Genomic DNA, 16,535 nt, shown 5'->3' with positions numbered 1-16,535 from the left:
AAAATGCCGGTCAATTTAATTTACCGGCATTTTTGTTTTTAATCTAAAGCTTATTATTTTCTCATTATAAACCAGATAATCAGGCCTATGATTACGGCTATGGGCAGTACCCATTTTAAAGCTTGCCCACCCCCGTTTTCGTCTTTTTCCGTCACCGCTGGTTTTGCCGGTCCCGGATCTTCTTTATGATTTTCGTAATCTTTTTCAATCGGTTTCGGAGCTGCTCCTGATTCCGTATGTTGTGGATCTATATTTTCCATAGTTCATTTACTAAAAGTTCTCCTTTTCTGATTTTTAACCATAAGACGAACCATAATTAATTAATGTAGTTTCTGCATGTAGAACAAGCGATTATTGAAAATGTTTTAAATCCTAAGCCTTATCTTTGCAAACCAGTGTATAATAATAAAGCAAAATATAGCCAGTTAATTAAAGAAGAAGCCTGCCGTTTGGGCTTCCTATCTTGTGGTATTGCGAAAGCCGAGTTTCTGGAAGAGGAGGCGCCGAGGCTGGAAAAATGGCTTAACCAGAACCGCCATGGTGAAATGAAATACATGGAAAACTATTTTGATAAACGCCTCGATCCGAGATTACTGGTTGATGGTGCAAAATCCGTAATTTCCTTATCATTAAACTATTATACTGAAGAAAAACAAGCGGACCCTAACGCGCCGAAAATTTCCAGGTATGCATACGGACAGGATTACCACACGGTTATCAAAGAAAAATTAAAGGAACTCACCCATTTTATTGAAGAAAATATCGGAGAAGTTTCAGGAAGGGCATTTGTAGATTCTGCACCGGTTTTAGACCGTGCCTGGGCAAAAAAATCGGGTATTGGATGGATTGGAAAAAATTCAAACCTCATTAGTAAAACAGATGGTTCATTTTTTTTTCTTGCCGAATTAATCGTTGATCTTGACCTGGATTACGACCATCCTTACCAGGCTGATTATTGTGGAAGCTGTACGCGCTGTTTAGATGCCTGCCCTACTGATGCCATTATTGCACCCCAGGTTGTGGATGGAACGAAATGTATTTCTTATCTTACCATTGAGCTCAAAAACGAAATTCCAAATGAGTTCAAAGATAAAATGAGCAACTGGATGTTCGGCTGCGATATTTGTCAGGATGTTTGTCCATGGAACCGTTTCTCTAAAGCACATCAGGAAGATGCCTTTAAGCCGGAGAATGGCTTGCTGGATTTGAGTGCAAAAGACCTGATGGAAATTACAGACGATGTTTTCAAAAAGGTTTTTAAAGGCTCGGCGGTTAAGCGTACTAAGTTTGCAGGATTGAAAAGAAATATAGACTTTTTGAAACCATAAAATTAATTTGATATTAAAAGTTCTATCTGATCAATCCAAACTGCCTTGCGATCGTAAGTTTTATTAAAATTATCCAGTATAATTTTTTTATCATAAACAGGATTTTTTTCAATACGTTTAATTCCATTTATAAAAACAGATACCGGTTTACTTACATCAATCATTTCTGGTGATAGAAAGATGGTCAACGATCTAACCTGTGAAGTTTCTATATGAAATTCATTATTGTTAAAGGTAGCCCTAACTGCACCCGATTTTCTGGGAAATTTAAATGCTTTAAATAATGTATCGGTTGTAATCACTGTATCCTTAGATTGATCATAGTTGACAACTTTATGTATGTTAAAATTAATTCTTTCATGCCAGTCTGCTAGTTTACCGGCCGTATCCAATGCGGTAATCTCAATCCAGTCTGCTTTACCATATTTCACATCATCGCATTCCCAATAGATAGATTTTTGATATGGATTTCTGGCTCTGCTTTTTAGGTCCTTAAATAACAATTGGTAAGCTGGCTCAGATTCATCAAATTGTGGAAACCAGTGCGGCCACCCATTATATCGATGATCCTGATAATCTGCTCCCATTTTTTTCATGATGATATTTAAAGAATCATTTGCGTCTGGTGGAAAGTAGTAGTCTTCATCGGTGGAAACGTTAAAAAACGATCTGTTTAAAATATTTCGCAAAAACGTGCCTCCGGTTCTGACCATTGGTTTCGTATTAAATCCATAAAAGCCCGCAAATGAACCTTGTTGTTTCATCAAATAAGAAAAAGACCCTGTTGCTCCATTTGAATGTCCGGTGATGAAAACTTTATCATCATCGATATTAATTGATTTTTTAATTTCCCTTAACATTGCGGGTATCATAAAGAAACCATCATCAGGATTCATCCAGTTAAATTTCTTTGAACCTTTCGGATAAACCATTATTACTTCATTGATTGCAGCATATTTAGTATAATATCTGTTCCAACCGTCCATAACCCATGATGCTTTTTGAAAACTCGAAAAACCATTGCTACTTACCGCACCATGAAGAAAAAATAATACAGGATAGCTTTTCTTAGGATTATAGTGTAATGGTAAACTAATATAATATGAGGTGACTAAACTATCTGTCACTTTGAATTCAATGGAATAACCAACTTCTTTTTTTGCCAGATATGAATTAAACTTTTTAATCTTCTGATATGCCTCTCTGCCATCTTTGGCGCTAAGGTATGTATCTTGCTTTAATGGCCCTGCCTGAAACTCGTTCTGGTGGTTGCGCAGCCTTGTATAAAAACCGGCCTTCATTTTTTTCGCTTTCGCCAATATAGCTGGCCATCTGCAATCATTAAAAAGATTTTCGTATTCATTTTGGGGAGATCTAAAAGTTAAATAATCCCAGGTAGTATTTTCATCATTATCTAGCGCCAGTAAGTGATTTAGATATCCAAATGCTCCATTATTATCCTTAAGTTTTGAAGCTAAAACAGATGCTCTATACAGAGACTGACAATCTACCGCTTTTGGATATTGTAGAAATGCTTTTTCATATGAGTTCAAAGATTTCCTGTAATCGAAAGTATCCTTTGCGTTCCGCATCAGTTTCAATGCACTGTCGGTTAATTTTGTATAGGTTTGAGCATTTAATTTTAAGAAAGTACTTAAAAATAAAAACACGATTGCAATTTTCTTCATAGCCATTATAAGTCAGATCCCCAAATTTAAGAGAGAACTGGCAGCCATAATTGTAAAATTGGGACATTTGGCTAACTGTGAAATTTCCAGAAGGTATCTTCGTTACCGATGATCTTTCCATCATTAAAAAACCTGGCTGGAGTAACATCTGTGAGCAATTTACAGGCTTTAATAAAATGAGATTGATCGGTATAGTTTGCCTGATGAGAAAGGTCCGATAGGTTTTGATCGCTGTTACTACTTAGCTTATTCGACATTAATTCTCTAAAACGAACAATCGACCGGTATTTCTGTGGACTGATATTAAGATATTTACGAAATAAGCGGTTTAAATGTTTTCTGCTGATGCCTAGTTTATTTTCAGCAATCAAATCAATTGAAATGTCATTGACGTTATCGCCAAGCAAGTCTAATGCTTTTTCGATGTATAAATTCTCAACTTTGGCATATTTCTTAATCAGCAGGTGATCAATTAATGTAACAAGTTTTTCAATATTGACTGTTTCGAATAATTGCTCAATTTCTTCTTCCCCGAAAAACGAAAAAGCTGAATCAAATGCCAATAATGATGAACCATTTAAAAATTGATTGATGCCAAAGGGGATAAAAACAATAGCTATTTTATAAACAGCTCCAGTTTGCGTAACCTTCAATGGCCGTTCTCTGATCGGAGTATAAATTTGAATCGGTTTCGATTTAATATCAAATTCCAAAATAGAGTGATCTTGTTGATACTTAAAACGATGACTGCGGTAGAACGAGATGGTATTGTTATAGTGAGGATAACAGGTATACTCGTTTTTTTCATTGTGATCATCAGTGATGTGCAGGTAATAATAACTTACATATTTCTTTACAAGTTCACTATTTGGCTTAAAGGTTTCGAATATGCGCATTAAAAAAACTCATTAAATATCAATCCACTGTATTCCGCTTTAATTTACCGAAAAACTATTATCACTTTTAACCTTATCCGGCGTGTGCGGATTTCCCATCACTACTTTTGATAATTTTTTTTCAGTCTTTATTTCAATCTTTACCAGTCGGTCGCCTTTTTCCCATACCCCAATAGTGCTATGTTTTTTTTCTGTAGTACCATCTTCAAAGGTCAGCGTCAAATCAATAGGCAAAGGCTTAACGCTTTTATTTTCAACAGTTACCGTATATCCACCTAAAGTTTTATCTACTGCTTTGATGGCCATATCGGTTACGCCATCTTCAAAAAACCACGCTTTCCAAAACCAGTTTAAATTTTTTCCACTGCCTGCATTTATGCTGTTAAAGAAATCGTATGGCATCGGGTGTTTGCCATTCCAGTTCTGAATATAAGTGTGTAAAGCTTTGGTAAACAATTCATCACCCAAATAATCCTTAACGTACAAATAAGCCAAACCCGGTTTTGGATAAGAGTTTGTAAAAGATCCCGATCCTTTTAAGTCAGGCGTTAAAGTCATAATCGGCGTGTCATCTTTTCCACCAGAAGATGAAGCTGTAGGCTGAACACCATATTCATCCACAATGGTTGAATCGATCATTGGTGATATAAGCCACTCACCAATAGTTGCCCAGCCCTCATCCATCCAGCCATACTTGGTTTCATTTATGCCCATATAAAACGGAAACATAGTATGGAAGATTTCGTGATCGGTTAAAGTAATGGCGTCCGTCCTGTTATCTACCGGATTATCATTTACCATCATCGGATATTCCATCTGGTCTAAACCATCAAAGATCGTCTCGTGGTTGTACGGAAAAGGCCATTTTGGAAAAGAATAACTCATGGCCTCTACCGTTTTACGGGCAAAATCTATCACCTCATAATAATCCTGATGTTTTGGATTAAAAACAGCATCTACCCGGGTTCTTCTTTTCGTTTTGGGATCAACTACCAAACTACTCGACTTCCATAAATAATGATCGCTTAAGGCAAATACAAAATCGGTAACATTTTTGGCTTCAAACCTGAAAGTATTAAAGGCATTTGGTTTAGTTACTTTTCTATCTGCTAAATCTTTACCGGTGATCACGTCAATTACAGCATCATTTTTTTCTGCCGTTAAAATTCTCGAAACAATCTCTTTCTGATAAACTTCGGAAGGATTTTTCAGATCGCCGGTTGCCCATATACCGTAAGTTCCCGGTACTGTAATAGAAGCATTAAACTGGTCAAAATCATTGTAAAATTCTTCCGCACCCGTATATGGGAATTTATTCCAGCCGTCAATATCATCATAAACCGCAATACGGGGAAAAAAGTAGGCTACAAAATACGAACCATCATCTACCTGGCCTGTACGTACATGTGATCCTTTATTTAAAGTATAACTATAATCAATAGAAAAGCTGATGGTTTTTCCGGGCATTACTGCCGGGACATCAACTGTCATATTTGTTCCATCAATCTTAAAATCATTAACTGGTTTTCCGTTCGCTACCATTTTCTCTATAGCCACACCATCACCGAGATCAGAAGTTGACAGTTTTGATTTTCTCGGCGTTCCTTTTTTATATAAATTGGGATACAGTTTAAACCAGATTTCTTTCAAAGTATCCGGACTGTTATTGGTGTACGTTACCTGAACTTTGCCCTTTAACAACCGGCTGGCAGGATTAAAATTAACATCCAGATCATATTTAGAAGTATTTTGCCAATAATGTTTACCGGGCTTGCCATCTACATTTCTGGTTTCTTTCTGATAGGCCTTCTGAAACACGGGTGCTATCGGCAAGGTGGTTTGTGCACTAACATAAATTGTTGCACAAAATAACAGGCTGAATATTTTTATAGATTTCATTTTTAAGCTTAGGGCTAAGCGCATGGCGCATAGCGTTTTATACCAATTAAACAGTTAACCGGTTAACCATTATTACTTACTTGCCAAATTTCATTTTCAATTGCTCTAACATATCCGAATTGATTGGCTGAGCCGGTTTTTCGGGCTTTGGTTGAGGTTTCTGTTGATACTGAGGTTTATTTTGGGGTGTATTGTGCTGAGGTCTGGCTGGTCTGTTTTCATTTTTCTTTGCATTGAATTTTGCCCACTCCTCATCTAACTTCTTTTTTGTATATAGAGGGAAATCGCCATTTTTCATCCAGGCATAGTAGCTTGGCTCTACCGAAAATACCTGTGCCGTGGTTTTACCTTTGTGTTTGCCAAAATTAAAACACACCTCATCGTTGTCATTGTAAACTAAACGACCAGCAAAATCTACAGGTTTATTGATGTTAGTAAAAATATGCAGCGCATCTACATCGTTTACTACCGGAATGCATTTTACACCTTGCTTATTCTCAAACTCGGTTTCTTTATACATCTCCAGCTGGCCGAGTAAAACTTTGTAGGTGGCAATTACATCAGCTTCAGCAGCGTGTGCATTAACCAAATCTTCCTGACAATAGAATTTATAGGCTGCTTTTAAGGTACGCTGTTCCATCTGGTGAAAAATATTCTGTACATCAACAAATTTACGGTTGCTCATGTCGAAATCTATTTCCGCCCTTAAAAATTCTTCTAAGAGCATAGGGATATCAAATTTATTTGAATTATATCCGGCCAGGTCACTATCTCCGATAAATTCAGCAATTTCTGCTGCCAGTGTTTTAAAGGTTGGTTTGTCAGCAATATCTTCATCATAAATACCATGTATCAATGAAGTTTGCAGGGGAATCGGCATTTCGGGATTTACCCGCCAGGTTTTAACAAGTTCAGAACCATCAGGCATGGCTTTTAAAATCGCTATTTCAACGATTCTGTCAGCTCCAACATTAACTCCGGTAGCTTCTAAATCAAAAAATGCTAAAGGGCGTTTTAAATTTAATTTCATTTCTTAAGATGTGAGATTGGCGACATTAGATTTGAATCGGAATGTCAAATTCTTTTTTCAAAAGTGCTAAAAAGGTTTCATTAGTTCGGTAAACAGCTTCATTAATTTATAAATTTAATTGTCAAATTATTTCAGAATCTTAGTTTCTAAGATTAACTTGCAGCCCTTACTTACGCTCAAATGAATAAAATACTACCTCTATTATTTCTATTTTTCCTGTCGCTAAACATTCATGCCCAAAACTTTAACTTCGGTTCAATTACCTACGATGATTACGAATTCGACAAAAAGAAGCTGGATAGTAATGCCAATGCTATTGTTTTAAGAGAATTTGGCACCGCATCTATTCAACGTGATGATGCTACGGGTAGTTTAGAACTAATTTTTGAACGCCATGTAAAAATTAAAATTTATAATAAAGAGGGCTTTAAAGAAGCTAATATCATTATCCCAACCTATAAAGACGAATCACGCGAGGAAACCATAAGTGAATTAAAAGCATCTACCTTTAACTACATAGATCATAATTTTGCAGAAACCGTGATGGATAAAAAGGCCATTTTCACCGAAAACAGGTCTAAATATACCAGACTCACCAAATTTACCCTTCCTAACCTTAAAGAAGGGTCTGTGATTGAATACAGTTACCGGCTAAAATCTCCGAACTTATTTAATTTCAGAACATGGGAATTTCAAAGCAACATTCCAAAAGTAATAAGCGAATATCTGGTATATATTCCGGGCATTTACAACTACAATGTATCGTTACGTGGTTTTCAGAAACTCACTGATCAAAAAGTTGAACTGAGCAAAGAATGTTTAAGGCTATCAGGCGTGCCTATTGATTGTTCTAAAATCAATTACACGATGAAAAATATCCCGGCATTTATTGAAGAGGATAATATGACTGCGCCCAGTAACTTCAAATCGGCTATCTATTTCGAACTTTCTGATGTCCAGAATTTAAACGGTAGTAAAACATCTTATACCAAAACCTGGAGAGACATTGATTATGAGCTATCTACTTATAAAACACTGGGTAGCCAGATGAAAAGAAAAGACATTTTTAAAGACCTCATTCCAGAAATTACAAAAGGGAGTTCTACAGATTTAGATAAAGCCAAATCTATTTATAATTACATCAAAAAACAGATCAAGTGGAATAATTATTATGGTAAGTACGCTGAAGATAATATTAAACAGGCACTGGAAAATAGATCAGGCAATGTGGCTGACGTTAACCTGAGTTTAATTGCGGCACTTTCTGCCGCCGGTTTGGATGCGGAAGCTGTAATTCTTTCTACCCGCGATAATGGGACGGTAAACAAACTTTATCCGGTAATGAGTGATTTTAATTACCTTATTGCCAAAGTAAATATTGCTGATAAAAGTTATTTACTGGATGCTACAGAACCATTATTGCCTTTCGGTTTGCTGCCTCTACGGTGTATAAATGACCAGGGAAGGGTAATCAATTTAAAAAAGCCATCTTACTGGATCGATCTGGTGGCCAGCCAGAAAACAAGCACCAGTTATATCATGACTGGAAAAATGACAACTGAGGGAAAAGTTATCGGTACGTTAACCACCTATAGCATGGGATATGCCGCTTTCGGAAAACGTAAAGAAATACTTCGATACAATTCTCCGGATGAGTATGTAGAGAAACTTGATGAGCGTTTAACCAGAATAAAAATATTGGATCATCAAATTTCGAACCTGGATAGTGTTGAAAGTTCTTTAATAGAGAAATATGAGGTAGAATTTACCATAAATGATGGTTCAAATAAAGATCAGTTTTATTTCAGTCCGTTTTTCATCAATGCCATCTCCAAAAACCCATTCAACTTAAACGAACGCACCTACCCTGTTGATTTAGGTGCAGCATCCGACGAGCGCATCACCATCAATATACTATTACCAGAAAAATACCAACTGTTGGAAAAGCCGAAAGATATGGCCATTGCTCTGCCAGATGCAGGAGGAAAGTACTTATTGAAAACTGCTCTGGATGAAAACACCATTTCAATGAGCCAGATTTTACAGTTTAACAAAGCTATTTATCAACCAGATGAATACCTTTACCTAAAAGAGTTCTACAGTAAAATCATCCAGAATCAAAAAACAGAGTTTTTACTGAAAAAGGCTAATTAAATGAGGTTTCTATATATTATTCTTTGCCTATTTTTAGGGTCAGTTGCAAGCTTTGCGCAGGATAACTATGATGTTGACTTAATTCCATCAAACCTCCGTTACCGTGCCAATGCCTGTATTCGTAATGAGGAAACAATTGTCGACATGCGATCCCCTGATAACGTGATGCTGAATGTAAAAAAGGCCATCACCGTTTTTAACCAAAATGGCGAAGATGAAGCCCGGTTAGTGCTCTTCTACGATAAAAACATTTCAATTAAAAGCATCAAAGGAGAAGTCTACAATAGTGTAGGCAAACTAACCCATAAATTTTCTCAAAACGATTTTTCAGACATGAGTGCCGCAGATGGATTCTCTCTTTTTGTGGATAGTCGTGTTAAACACTATCTGCCATCAATAAACGAATATCCTTATACGCTGGTTTACCATTATGAAATCAGAAACAAGCAAAACCTGATTATCCCCGATTGGACGCCTAAGCCGGCAGATGATGTTTCGGTAGAAAAAAGTACTTATACTTTTATCTGCAAACCCACTGACGAAATAAGAATTAAAAGCCAAAATTATAACGGAAATCCGGAAATTTTAACAGACGAGAAGCAGAAAAAATCTATCTGGAAAGTAAATAACGTTTTGGCAATACAACCTGAGCCCTACAGTCCTGCACGCGAAACCTATGTGACCAAAATACAAATTGCTCCGCAAACGTTTTATTATTATAACCGTAAAGGAAGTTATAGCAATTGGAAAGAACTGGGCAAGTGGATTTATGAAAACCTGCTGGTAGAGCGCAAAACCCTGTCTCCGGCTACGGTTGAGATGATCAAAGACCTGGTTAAAAACGAAAAAACGGATAAAGATAAAGCCCGTAAAATTTATCAATTTTTACAAGATAAAACAAGATACATCAGCGTTCAGATAGGTATTGGTGGTTTTCAGCCTGTTGCAGCAAACGAAGTAGACCGGTTGGGTTATGGAGATTGCAAAGCTTTGGTCAATTACATGCAAAGTTTGCTCAACGCTGCAAACATAGCTTCATATTACTGTGTGGTATCTGCAGGTTCTGAAAAGAAAAGCATGGATACGGCATATGCCAGTATGGATCAAGGCAATCACATTATCTTGTGCATGCCATTAAAGGGTGATACCACCTGGCTGGAATGCACCAGCCAAAAAATCCCATTTGGTTTTTTAAGCGATTTTACAGACGATAGGCTGGTACTTGCCTGTACCGAAGATGGCGGAAAATTATTGCATACACCGAAACTAACTACTGCTGAAAACCTGCAGACACGTAAGGCTGAGCTAAAGATTCAGCCAGATGGAAGTGTATCCGGCAAAATGAACACTGTTTATGCAGGCTCACAATATGAAAACCTTGAAGCTTTGATTGATAAACCGATAACAGAACAGCATAAGTTATTAAAGGAAACCTATAATATTGACAATATCGATTTTGAAAATGTTTTCTTCACCCGGAAAAAAGATATTAAGCCTGAACTCCTGGAAGATCTAACGGTCACGATCAGAAACTATGCGCCGGTGAACGGGAATAAAATGTTTTTACAGCTTAATGCTTTTAACTTAAAACATTCCATCCCTGAAATAAGCAAAAGGACATTACCTGTTTACATCAACCGCGGTTATACTGACGAGGACACCATTATTTACACACTGCCTGATCATGTAAATTCAGCGTTAATTGTTGGTCAGGATAAAATCTTTAAGAGTGTGTTTGGAGAATATACCTGCAAAGCAAGTATAGCAGGAAACAAATTAACCTATTACCGGAAATTTGTTTTAAACGACGGAACATTTCCAGCCGAAAAGTACGCGGAATTTTCGAAATTCATAAACGACGTAACTGCTGCAGACTATTTAAAACTAGCCCTTAGCTTAAAAAAATAATTCCAAGACCAATACCAATAATCATAATCAGGTACATCAAAATTTCTGTGGTGGCAAATTTTCTGTATTTGGTCCAGAAAGAATAATCATTGTCGCTGTTTGGCATTTCTATTTCCTTTGTGCCACAAAAATACGTAAATAGATTGAGGAAAAATATAATTTTTCGGTTTTGCACAGGAAGATAACTGAATGTTAAAACATTTTTATTCCTAAAAGCTATAGGTCAATCGGCTAAAAATCGGATATTTAATAAAACATCATGTATTTTTAGGATTACATTAAAGGTATGCAATATTTAAACCTCAACGTCGTTTAAATAAATCGATATCAAAATAAACCAAACTGAATGAAGAAATACATCCCGGGCATTGCTACGATTTTTTTAGTGGTTATAAGCATTGTCGGAACAAGTTGGAAAGCAATAGATTATCCTCAAACACAACATGATGCCCTTAAAGAAATAGCGGCAGATACGCTTTACCGTCAGTTCATCTCCAATATATATCATGATATTCATTTAGATTCTACAGGATTAACCGAACAGGTTTTTGAGAAAGCCTTAACCGGGTTTTATAACATGAAATATTCCGGATTATTACATGCCAAATCTATTTTAACTATTGCAGATTTCGATCAGGAAAGCACTAAAAAGCGGCTTTACATTATCGACCTGGCCTGTAAAAAATTAATCTTAAATACCTGGGTGGCACATGGCGTAAACAGCGGCGGCGATAAACCTGCTAGTTTTTCCAACAATATCAACTCTAACCAAAGCAGTTTGGGCTTCTATTTAACCGGCGAGATATATTATGGCAAACATGGCCGTTCACTTAAATTAGATGGCATGGATCAAGGTTTCAACAGTAACGCCAGAGCGAGATCAATTGTGGTGCATGGTGCAAGTTATGTGAGCCAGAGCAGTATAGATGAATTGGGTAGGCTGGGCAGAAGCCAGGGTTGCCCTGCTGTTCCGGCTAAACTGATTGATGAGGTGATTAATACTATCTCAGATCGAACGGTTATTTTTATCAATAACTCAGATCACTTATATTACTCTTCTTTCTTAAACGAAAAGCTTGCGGCAAGTGTAGCTTTAAACCAAGCACAGATTTTTGCATCAAAAACCGATTAATGATATTTAATATTTTTTGCATTGAGTTTTCCCGGCAAAATGCTGATGAAAAGTGACTGGCTGCCCGCTAGCAAATCCCATACCCAACGGTTGCTATCAACTGATCTCTCGCCACAATCAACCACCTCAGCCCGCTGAAGTAGTTTTTTAACGATCGCCTGTATCCATTTTATCTTTACTATACGATTAAAGGATAAACCCAGGTAATCACAATATACGTGCACTAAAATTTCTACAATCAGCGAGGCATTGGAAATAGCGAGCGCCTTGTTAAAATGTTGCTCATAATCAGCCTTAATGGTGTTTACCAAAAGTTCAAACCGCATTAACCTGATAGACGAATTTCCTTCGAGATATGCCCAAAGTTGCACATCACTGTACACACGGATCAACTTGTGCTCAATCCCCACTTTAATGTGATGTCCTTTCAGTTCGTAAATTTTATCCATTCATCAAAATAATTGTAACAGTTAGATGGAGGTTTTAGTAAATTGTTAGTCAATCCGATATAAAAGCAGCCGATCTAAAATAGGTGACAAACATATCAGATAATTGTTTACCAAAAGTTGTGTTAAAAGGCAGTGTGAGTAATTTTTTGAAGCTATTGCCGATATTTTAATCATCTTTGCGTTTGAAAAGATAAGCCATTCATGAAGATTGTAATTGCAGAAAAGCCTTCTGTTGGTCGTGAACTTGCTAAAGTTTTTGGAGCAACCACCAGAAAAGATGGATACATTGAAGGTAAAGGATATTCTTTTACCTGGGCATTCGGGCATTTATTACAATTGGCTCCCCCTCAGGATTATGGCTTTATAGGCTGGAGGAAGCAACATTTACCCATGCTTCCACAAAAGTTTAAACTCGCTGTTAGAAAGATCAAAACAAAAGATGGTTTTGTAGAAGATCCGGCAGTACGCAAACAATTGGATACGATCAAAAAGCTTTTTGATGAGGCAAGTGAAATTATTGTGGCAACGGATGCGGGGCGCGAGGGTGAGTTAATTTTCAGGTATATTTATTATTATCTCAAATGCAAAAAACCATTTAAACGGCTCTGGATCTCTTCACAAACCGATGAGGCCATAAAAGACGGATTCAGGAACTTAAAACCCGGAACCGATTACGATACGCTATTTAATTCGGCCCATTGCCGCTCAGAGTCTGACTGGCTGGTGGGTATGAATGCTACGCAGGCACTCAGTATATCTGCAGGCAACAGAACAGTCCTATCATTAGGGCGGGTACAAACCCCTACCCTGGCGATGATCTGTGCACGTTTTTTAGAGATTAAAAACTTTGTTCCTCAAACCTATTATCAGATCAGTATTTTACTGGTTAAAGACGAACAGGTTTTTAAAGCGATATCAACCTCAAACTATAAGGATAAAGAAGAGGTTGAAAAGTTATTTGCCCTTGTAGAAGATGTAGCCTCTGGTTTTCCCACTGGCGGAAACATTACGGCTGTAGAAGCCAAGCCAAGAAAAGAACCACCTCCGCTATTACACGATTTAAGCAGTTTACAGCAGGAAGCCAATAAGAAAAAAGGATATACTGCCGATCAGACCCTTAACATTTTGCAGAACCTTTACGAGAGTAAACTGGTTTCTTATCCCCGTACCGGATCGCGCTATATTGGTGATGATATTTTTGCCAGCGTCTCAGATCTGATTGGAAAATTCACCGGTCACCCCGATTTTGGCAAACAAGCGCAATTTCTGCAAACCATTACCTTGAACAAACGCAGCGTTAACGCTAAAAAAGTAACCGATCACCATGCCATTCTGCCCACTGGCGAGGCCGCTTATGGATTGAGTCCGGATAAACAAGCAGTATATGATATGGTGGTTGGACGCATGATGGAGGCATTTCACCAGGAGTGCATTAAGGAATTAACCAAAATAACCATTCAATCAGGTGTTGCTTTTGTGGCTAACGGAACGGTGATCCGTTCTGCAGGCTGGCGTGCAGTTTTTAACGATCCTGAAGATGATAAAAAGGATGAAGATAATGCAGCATTGCCTAAGGTCGCTGTTGGCGAGCAATTGCCGATCACAGAAAAGTCGCTTTTGGAAAAACAGACCAAGCCTAAACCGATGTATAATGAAGCTTCCTTGCTGAAAGCGCTCGAAACCTGCGGCAAAGAGATTGAAGATGAAGAATTACGTTATGCCATGAAAGATAGTGGTTTAGGCACACCGGCAACGCGGGCATCCATTATAGAAACTTTAATTACCAGAGAATATATTACCAGGGAAAAAAGGAACCTTGTACCTACCAATAAGGGCCTGGCTGTCTACGAAGTAGTGAAAGATAAACAGATTGCACAGGCTGAACTTACGGGGCAATGGGAAAAGAGACTGGAAGAAATCCGCTCAGGTTCATCTGTAAAAGATTTCAAATCTGAAATTACCGAATACACTAAAATGATTACACACGAACTCTTAATTGCGGGTGCAAGTATATCGGGCAAACTCGAAGAAGAAAAGAAGATGGAAAAGGTTTAGATTATAAGTCCATAAATTCCCAGGCACTATGGTAAGCATTTAACTGTTCCGTGTAACGGATCAATTCAGCATAAAAATCAGATTTCGATAATGTAGCGCTATCACCAACCACAACCAGCTTTCTCCTGGCCCGGGTCATTGCTACATTCATCCTCCTCGTATCCGATAAAAAGCCGATACTTCCATCACCATTACTCCTGGTCAGGCTGATGTAAACCACGTCCCGTTCCTGCCCCTGAAAGCTGTCAATGGTATTGACTGCAATTTTTGATTGATACGGGATTAACAATTCATTCTCCTGGACCAAAGTATTCAAAAGCTGAACCTGTTGTTTATATGGAGAAACAATCGCAATTGACGGAAAACTTTCCGTTAACCCCAGACTGGTCAGATTTGAAACCAAATTGGCCAAATGCCTAACCAGAAATGCAGCTTCCTCCGTATTAGTGGTGCTGGTTCCGTCTGATTTTTCGTCATAGCTGCAACCTGCCGTATCAATAAACTGCATTGGTTCATCGCCAGGGAATAACAAATGATCTGCAACAGAATGATGGGCTTTTAGCGCATTTTTGTAGAATACCTTTGATGAATACCCCATAATGGCACTGTGCATTCTATATTGTTCATTTAGCAGCACAACTGATTCTGGATGAAGAGTTACCGTTTTTTCTAACAAAGTGTTACTTAAGCCATTTCTGGCAGCTTCGTTTGATTTTACGGTTGGTGAAAGCTGAAAATGATCTCCGGCCAGGATCACTTTCTGCGCCTTTAAAATCGGTATCCAGCAAGCTGGTTCAAGAGCCTGGCCGGCCTCATCAATCACAATAGTATGATATCTTAAATTCCGAACCGTATAATGGTTAGCGCCGACTAAAGTGGCCGTAATAACCTGTGCGCTGGTAAGCAGGTTATCCATCACATATTGTTCCGTTTTTTCAACTTCTTTTCCAATTTTATGGGCTTCATCAAATAAGGCCTTGCGTTGATCGCGTTCTGCTTTACCAAAACTACGTTTGTATTTGTGAGCCATGTTTTTGTACTCACCCGCCTGTTTTTTCAACGCTTTAATGGTCTTCATCTCCGGATGACCGGCCATTTGGTGATCCAGTGTAGCCGCCATCAACTTTTCAGAAACCCTCGCGGGGTTACCTACACGAATGACTTTTAGCCCTTCGGCAGCTAATTTCTCCGTAAGTAAATCAACAGCAGTATTACTTGGTGCCACCACCAGAATTTTTTGATTGTTATGTTTTATCAATGATTTGATAGCGTGTACCAGCGTAGTTGTTTTTCCGGTACCTGGCGGGCCGTGAACTACAGCCAAATGATCAGCTGCAATAATTTTATTCACGGCCAATTGCTGTGAATCGTTTAGCGTATTGGGAATAACGAACTTCTCTTCTCCCCGAAACGACGGTTTCTCTCCTGCTGTTAAAATACGGATGAGTTTATTTTCTGATTGATTTTCGGCTAAGTTCGAAGCTTGTTTAAGTGCATGCTGCATCTCTTCATAGCTGTTATTATCGAAAAGTAGATCCACCCCAAGTTTACCATCTCTTGTCCAGTCCGGCAGCTCATCTACACGGAAGCTGATTTTCATCCTGTTACCACTTTGATGATTGATGATCCCTTCCAGCCGATCCTCTTTGGCATTGTGATTAGAAAATAATGCCACAGCAGTACCAAAACGAAACTGATGAGAAAAGTCCTGATGGGTTGTCCTTTCCAGTTCCACTGTTAGATAGTCGCCACGGCTTACTTCCGTATTTCTGATGGCAATAGGGTACCAGGTTAAGCCTAAAGCTCTCCTGTCTGCAGCAGATGTATTGTCAGTAAGTTTTAAGTACGATCGTAAATCTTCTTTACGTTCGGTATCGAGCAGCTCCTGAAGTTTTTTAAAATATTCTTTCGGCAAGGAGAAAGTGATTTAAAGGCTTAATTGTTTTATTATGCGATCGCTAAAATGATGGATTGTTTAAAGTAAATTTAACGCTAT

12 protein-coding genes are annotated in these 16,535 nt (G+C 38.0%); 5 read left to right on the top strand and 7 right to left on the bottom strand.

Annotated elements, in window-relative coordinates; genetic code table 11:
• Positions 1 to 53 precede the first annotated feature (53 nt).
• Complete coding sequence (locus QZ738_RS12600; RefSeq protein WP_147228577.1) at positions 54 to 260, bottom strand: hypothetical protein; 207 nt, start codon at positions 258 to 260, stop codon at positions 54 to 56.
• A gap of 135 nt (positions 261 to 395) precedes the next feature.
• On the opposite strand from QZ738_RS12600, the gene queG reads away from it, so the two are divergent.
• Positions 396 to 1,328, top strand: coding sequence for a tRNA epoxyqueuosine(34) reductase QueG (gene queG, locus QZ738_RS12595; protein WP_293788049.1), 933 nt, complete (start codon positions 396 to 398; stop codon positions 1,326 to 1,328).
• A gap of 2 nt (positions 1,329 to 1,330) precedes the next feature.
• On the opposite strand, the gene QZ738_RS12590 is transcribed toward queG, so the two are convergent.
• The 4 genes from QZ738_RS12590 to QZ738_RS12575 all read right to left on the bottom strand — a co-directional run bounded on the left by QZ738_RS12590 (position 1,331) and on the right by QZ738_RS12575 (position 6,841).
• A complete protein-coding gene (locus QZ738_RS12590) occupies positions 1,331 to 3,016 on the bottom strand; it encodes an alpha/beta hydrolase-fold protein (RefSeq protein WP_293788047.1) in 1,686 nt (561 codons plus the stop codon).
• A 71-nt stretch (positions 3,017 to 3,087) separates the two neighbouring features.
• Entirely contained in the window at positions 3,088 to 3,912 is an 825-nt protein-coding gene (locus QZ738_RS12585; protein WP_293788045.1) for an AraC family transcriptional regulator, read from the bottom strand.
• Between the two features lie 39 nt (positions 3,913 to 3,951).
• The gene (locus QZ738_RS12580; RefSeq protein ID WP_293788043.1) at positions 3,952 to 5,811 is read right to left on the bottom strand and encodes a M1 family metallopeptidase; all 1,860 of its coding nucleotides are present in this window, start codon (positions 5,809 to 5,811) and stop codon (positions 3,952 to 3,954) included.
• A gap of 76 nt (positions 5,812 to 5,887) precedes the next feature.
• Positions 5,888 to 6,841, bottom strand: coding sequence for a 3'-5' exonuclease (locus QZ738_RS12575; protein ID WP_293788041.1), 954 nt, complete (start codon positions 6,839 to 6,841; stop codon positions 5,888 to 5,890).
• 180 nt (positions 6,842 to 7,021) lie between these two features.
• Here QZ738_RS12575 and QZ738_RS12570 point away from each other — a divergent pair, with 180 nt between their 5' ends.
• The 3 genes from QZ738_RS12570 (at position 7,022) to QZ738_RS12560 (ending at position 12,035) form a co-directional block, all read left to right on the top strand.
• Entirely contained in the window at positions 7,022 to 8,995 is a 1,974-nt protein-coding gene (locus QZ738_RS12570; protein ID WP_293788039.1) for a DUF3857 domain-containing protein, read from the top strand.
• Positions 8,996 to 10,903 carry a DUF3857 domain-containing transglutaminase family protein gene (locus tag QZ738_RS12565; RefSeq protein WP_293788037.1) on the top strand — a complete coding sequence of 636 codons (1,908 nt, stop codon included), beginning with the start codon at positions 8,996 to 8,998 and terminating at the stop codon, positions 10,901 to 10,903. It begins immediately after the preceding gene.
• A 346-nt stretch (positions 10,904 to 11,249) separates the two neighbouring features.
• Positions 11,250 to 12,035, top strand: coding sequence for a murein L,D-transpeptidase catalytic domain family protein (locus QZ738_RS12560; protein ID WP_293788035.1), 786 nt, complete (start codon positions 11,250 to 11,252; stop codon positions 12,033 to 12,035).
• Here the strand turns inward: QZ738_RS12560 and QZ738_RS12555 are convergent.
• Positions 12,032 to 12,484 carry a hypothetical protein gene (locus tag QZ738_RS12555; RefSeq protein ID WP_293788033.1) on the bottom strand — a complete coding sequence of 151 codons (453 nt, stop codon included), beginning with the start codon at positions 12,482 to 12,484 and terminating at the stop codon, positions 12,032 to 12,034. The two genes, QZ738_RS12560 and QZ738_RS12555, sit on opposite strands and share 4 nt — an antisense overlap.
• A gap of 201 nt (positions 12,485 to 12,685) precedes the next feature.
• Here QZ738_RS12555 and topB point away from each other — a divergent pair, with 201 nt between their 5' ends.
• Positions 12,686 to 14,539, top strand: a complete 1,854-nt coding sequence (topB, locus tag QZ738_RS12550; RefSeq protein WP_293788031.1) for a DNA topoisomerase III — start codon at positions 12,686 to 12,688, stop codon at positions 14,537 to 14,539.
• Between the two features lies 1 nt (position 14,540).
• Here topB and QZ738_RS12545 read toward each other — a convergent pair whose 3' ends face one another.
• Positions 14,541 to 16,454, bottom strand: coding sequence for an AAA domain-containing protein (locus QZ738_RS12545; RefSeq protein ID WP_293788029.1), 1,914 nt, complete (start codon positions 16,452 to 16,454; stop codon positions 14,541 to 14,543).
• Positions 16,455 to 16,535: the final 81 nt, after the last annotated feature.

Source organism: uncultured Pedobacter sp. (assembly GCF_913776295.1).
In the GTDB taxonomy this organism is placed as follows: domain Bacteria; phylum Bacteroidota; class Bacteroidia; order Sphingobacteriales; family Sphingobacteriaceae; genus Pedobacter.
Note: the sequence above shows the minus strand (reverse complement) of the source record. Positions and strands in the feature narration are given on the sequence as shown.

Bases quoted from the DNA above. Each gene is read 5' to 3' on its own strand.
- topB (WP_293788031.1), top strand. From the start codon at position 12,686: ATGAAGATTGTAATTGCAGAAAAGCCTTCTGTTGGTCGTGAACTTGCT.
- QZ738_RS12600 (WP_147228577.1), bottom strand. From the start codon at position 260: ATGGAAAATATAGATCCACAACATACGGAATCAGGAGCAGCTCCGAAA.
- QZ738_RS12570 (WP_293788039.1), top strand. From the start codon at position 7,022: ATGAATAAAATACTACCTCTATTATTTCTATTTTTCCTGTCGCTAAAC.
- QZ738_RS12555 (WP_293788033.1), bottom strand. From the start codon at position 12,484: ATGGATAAAATTTACGAACTGAAAGGACATCACATTAAAGTGGGGATT.
- QZ738_RS12575 (WP_293788041.1), bottom strand. From the start codon at position 6,841: ATGAAATTAAATTTAAAACGCCCTTTAGCATTTTTTGATTTAGAAGCT.
- QZ738_RS12585 (WP_293788045.1), bottom strand. From the start codon at position 3,912: ATGCGCATATTCGAAACCTTTAAGCCAAATAGTGAACTTGTAAAGAAA.
- QZ738_RS12580 (WP_293788043.1), bottom strand. From the start codon at position 5,811: ATGAAATCTATAAAAATATTCAGCCTGTTATTTTGTGCAACAATTTAT.
- QZ738_RS12590 (WP_293788047.1), bottom strand. From the start codon at position 3,016: ATGAAGAAAATTGCAATCGTGTTTTTATTTTTAAGTACTTTCTTAAAA.
- QZ738_RS12560 (WP_293788035.1), top strand. From the start codon at position 11,250: ATGAAGAAATACATCCCGGGCATTGCTACGATTTTTTTAGTGGTTATA.
- QZ738_RS12565 (WP_293788037.1), top strand. From the start codon at position 8,996: ATGAGGTTTCTATATATTATTCTTTGCCTATTTTTAGGGTCAGTTGCA.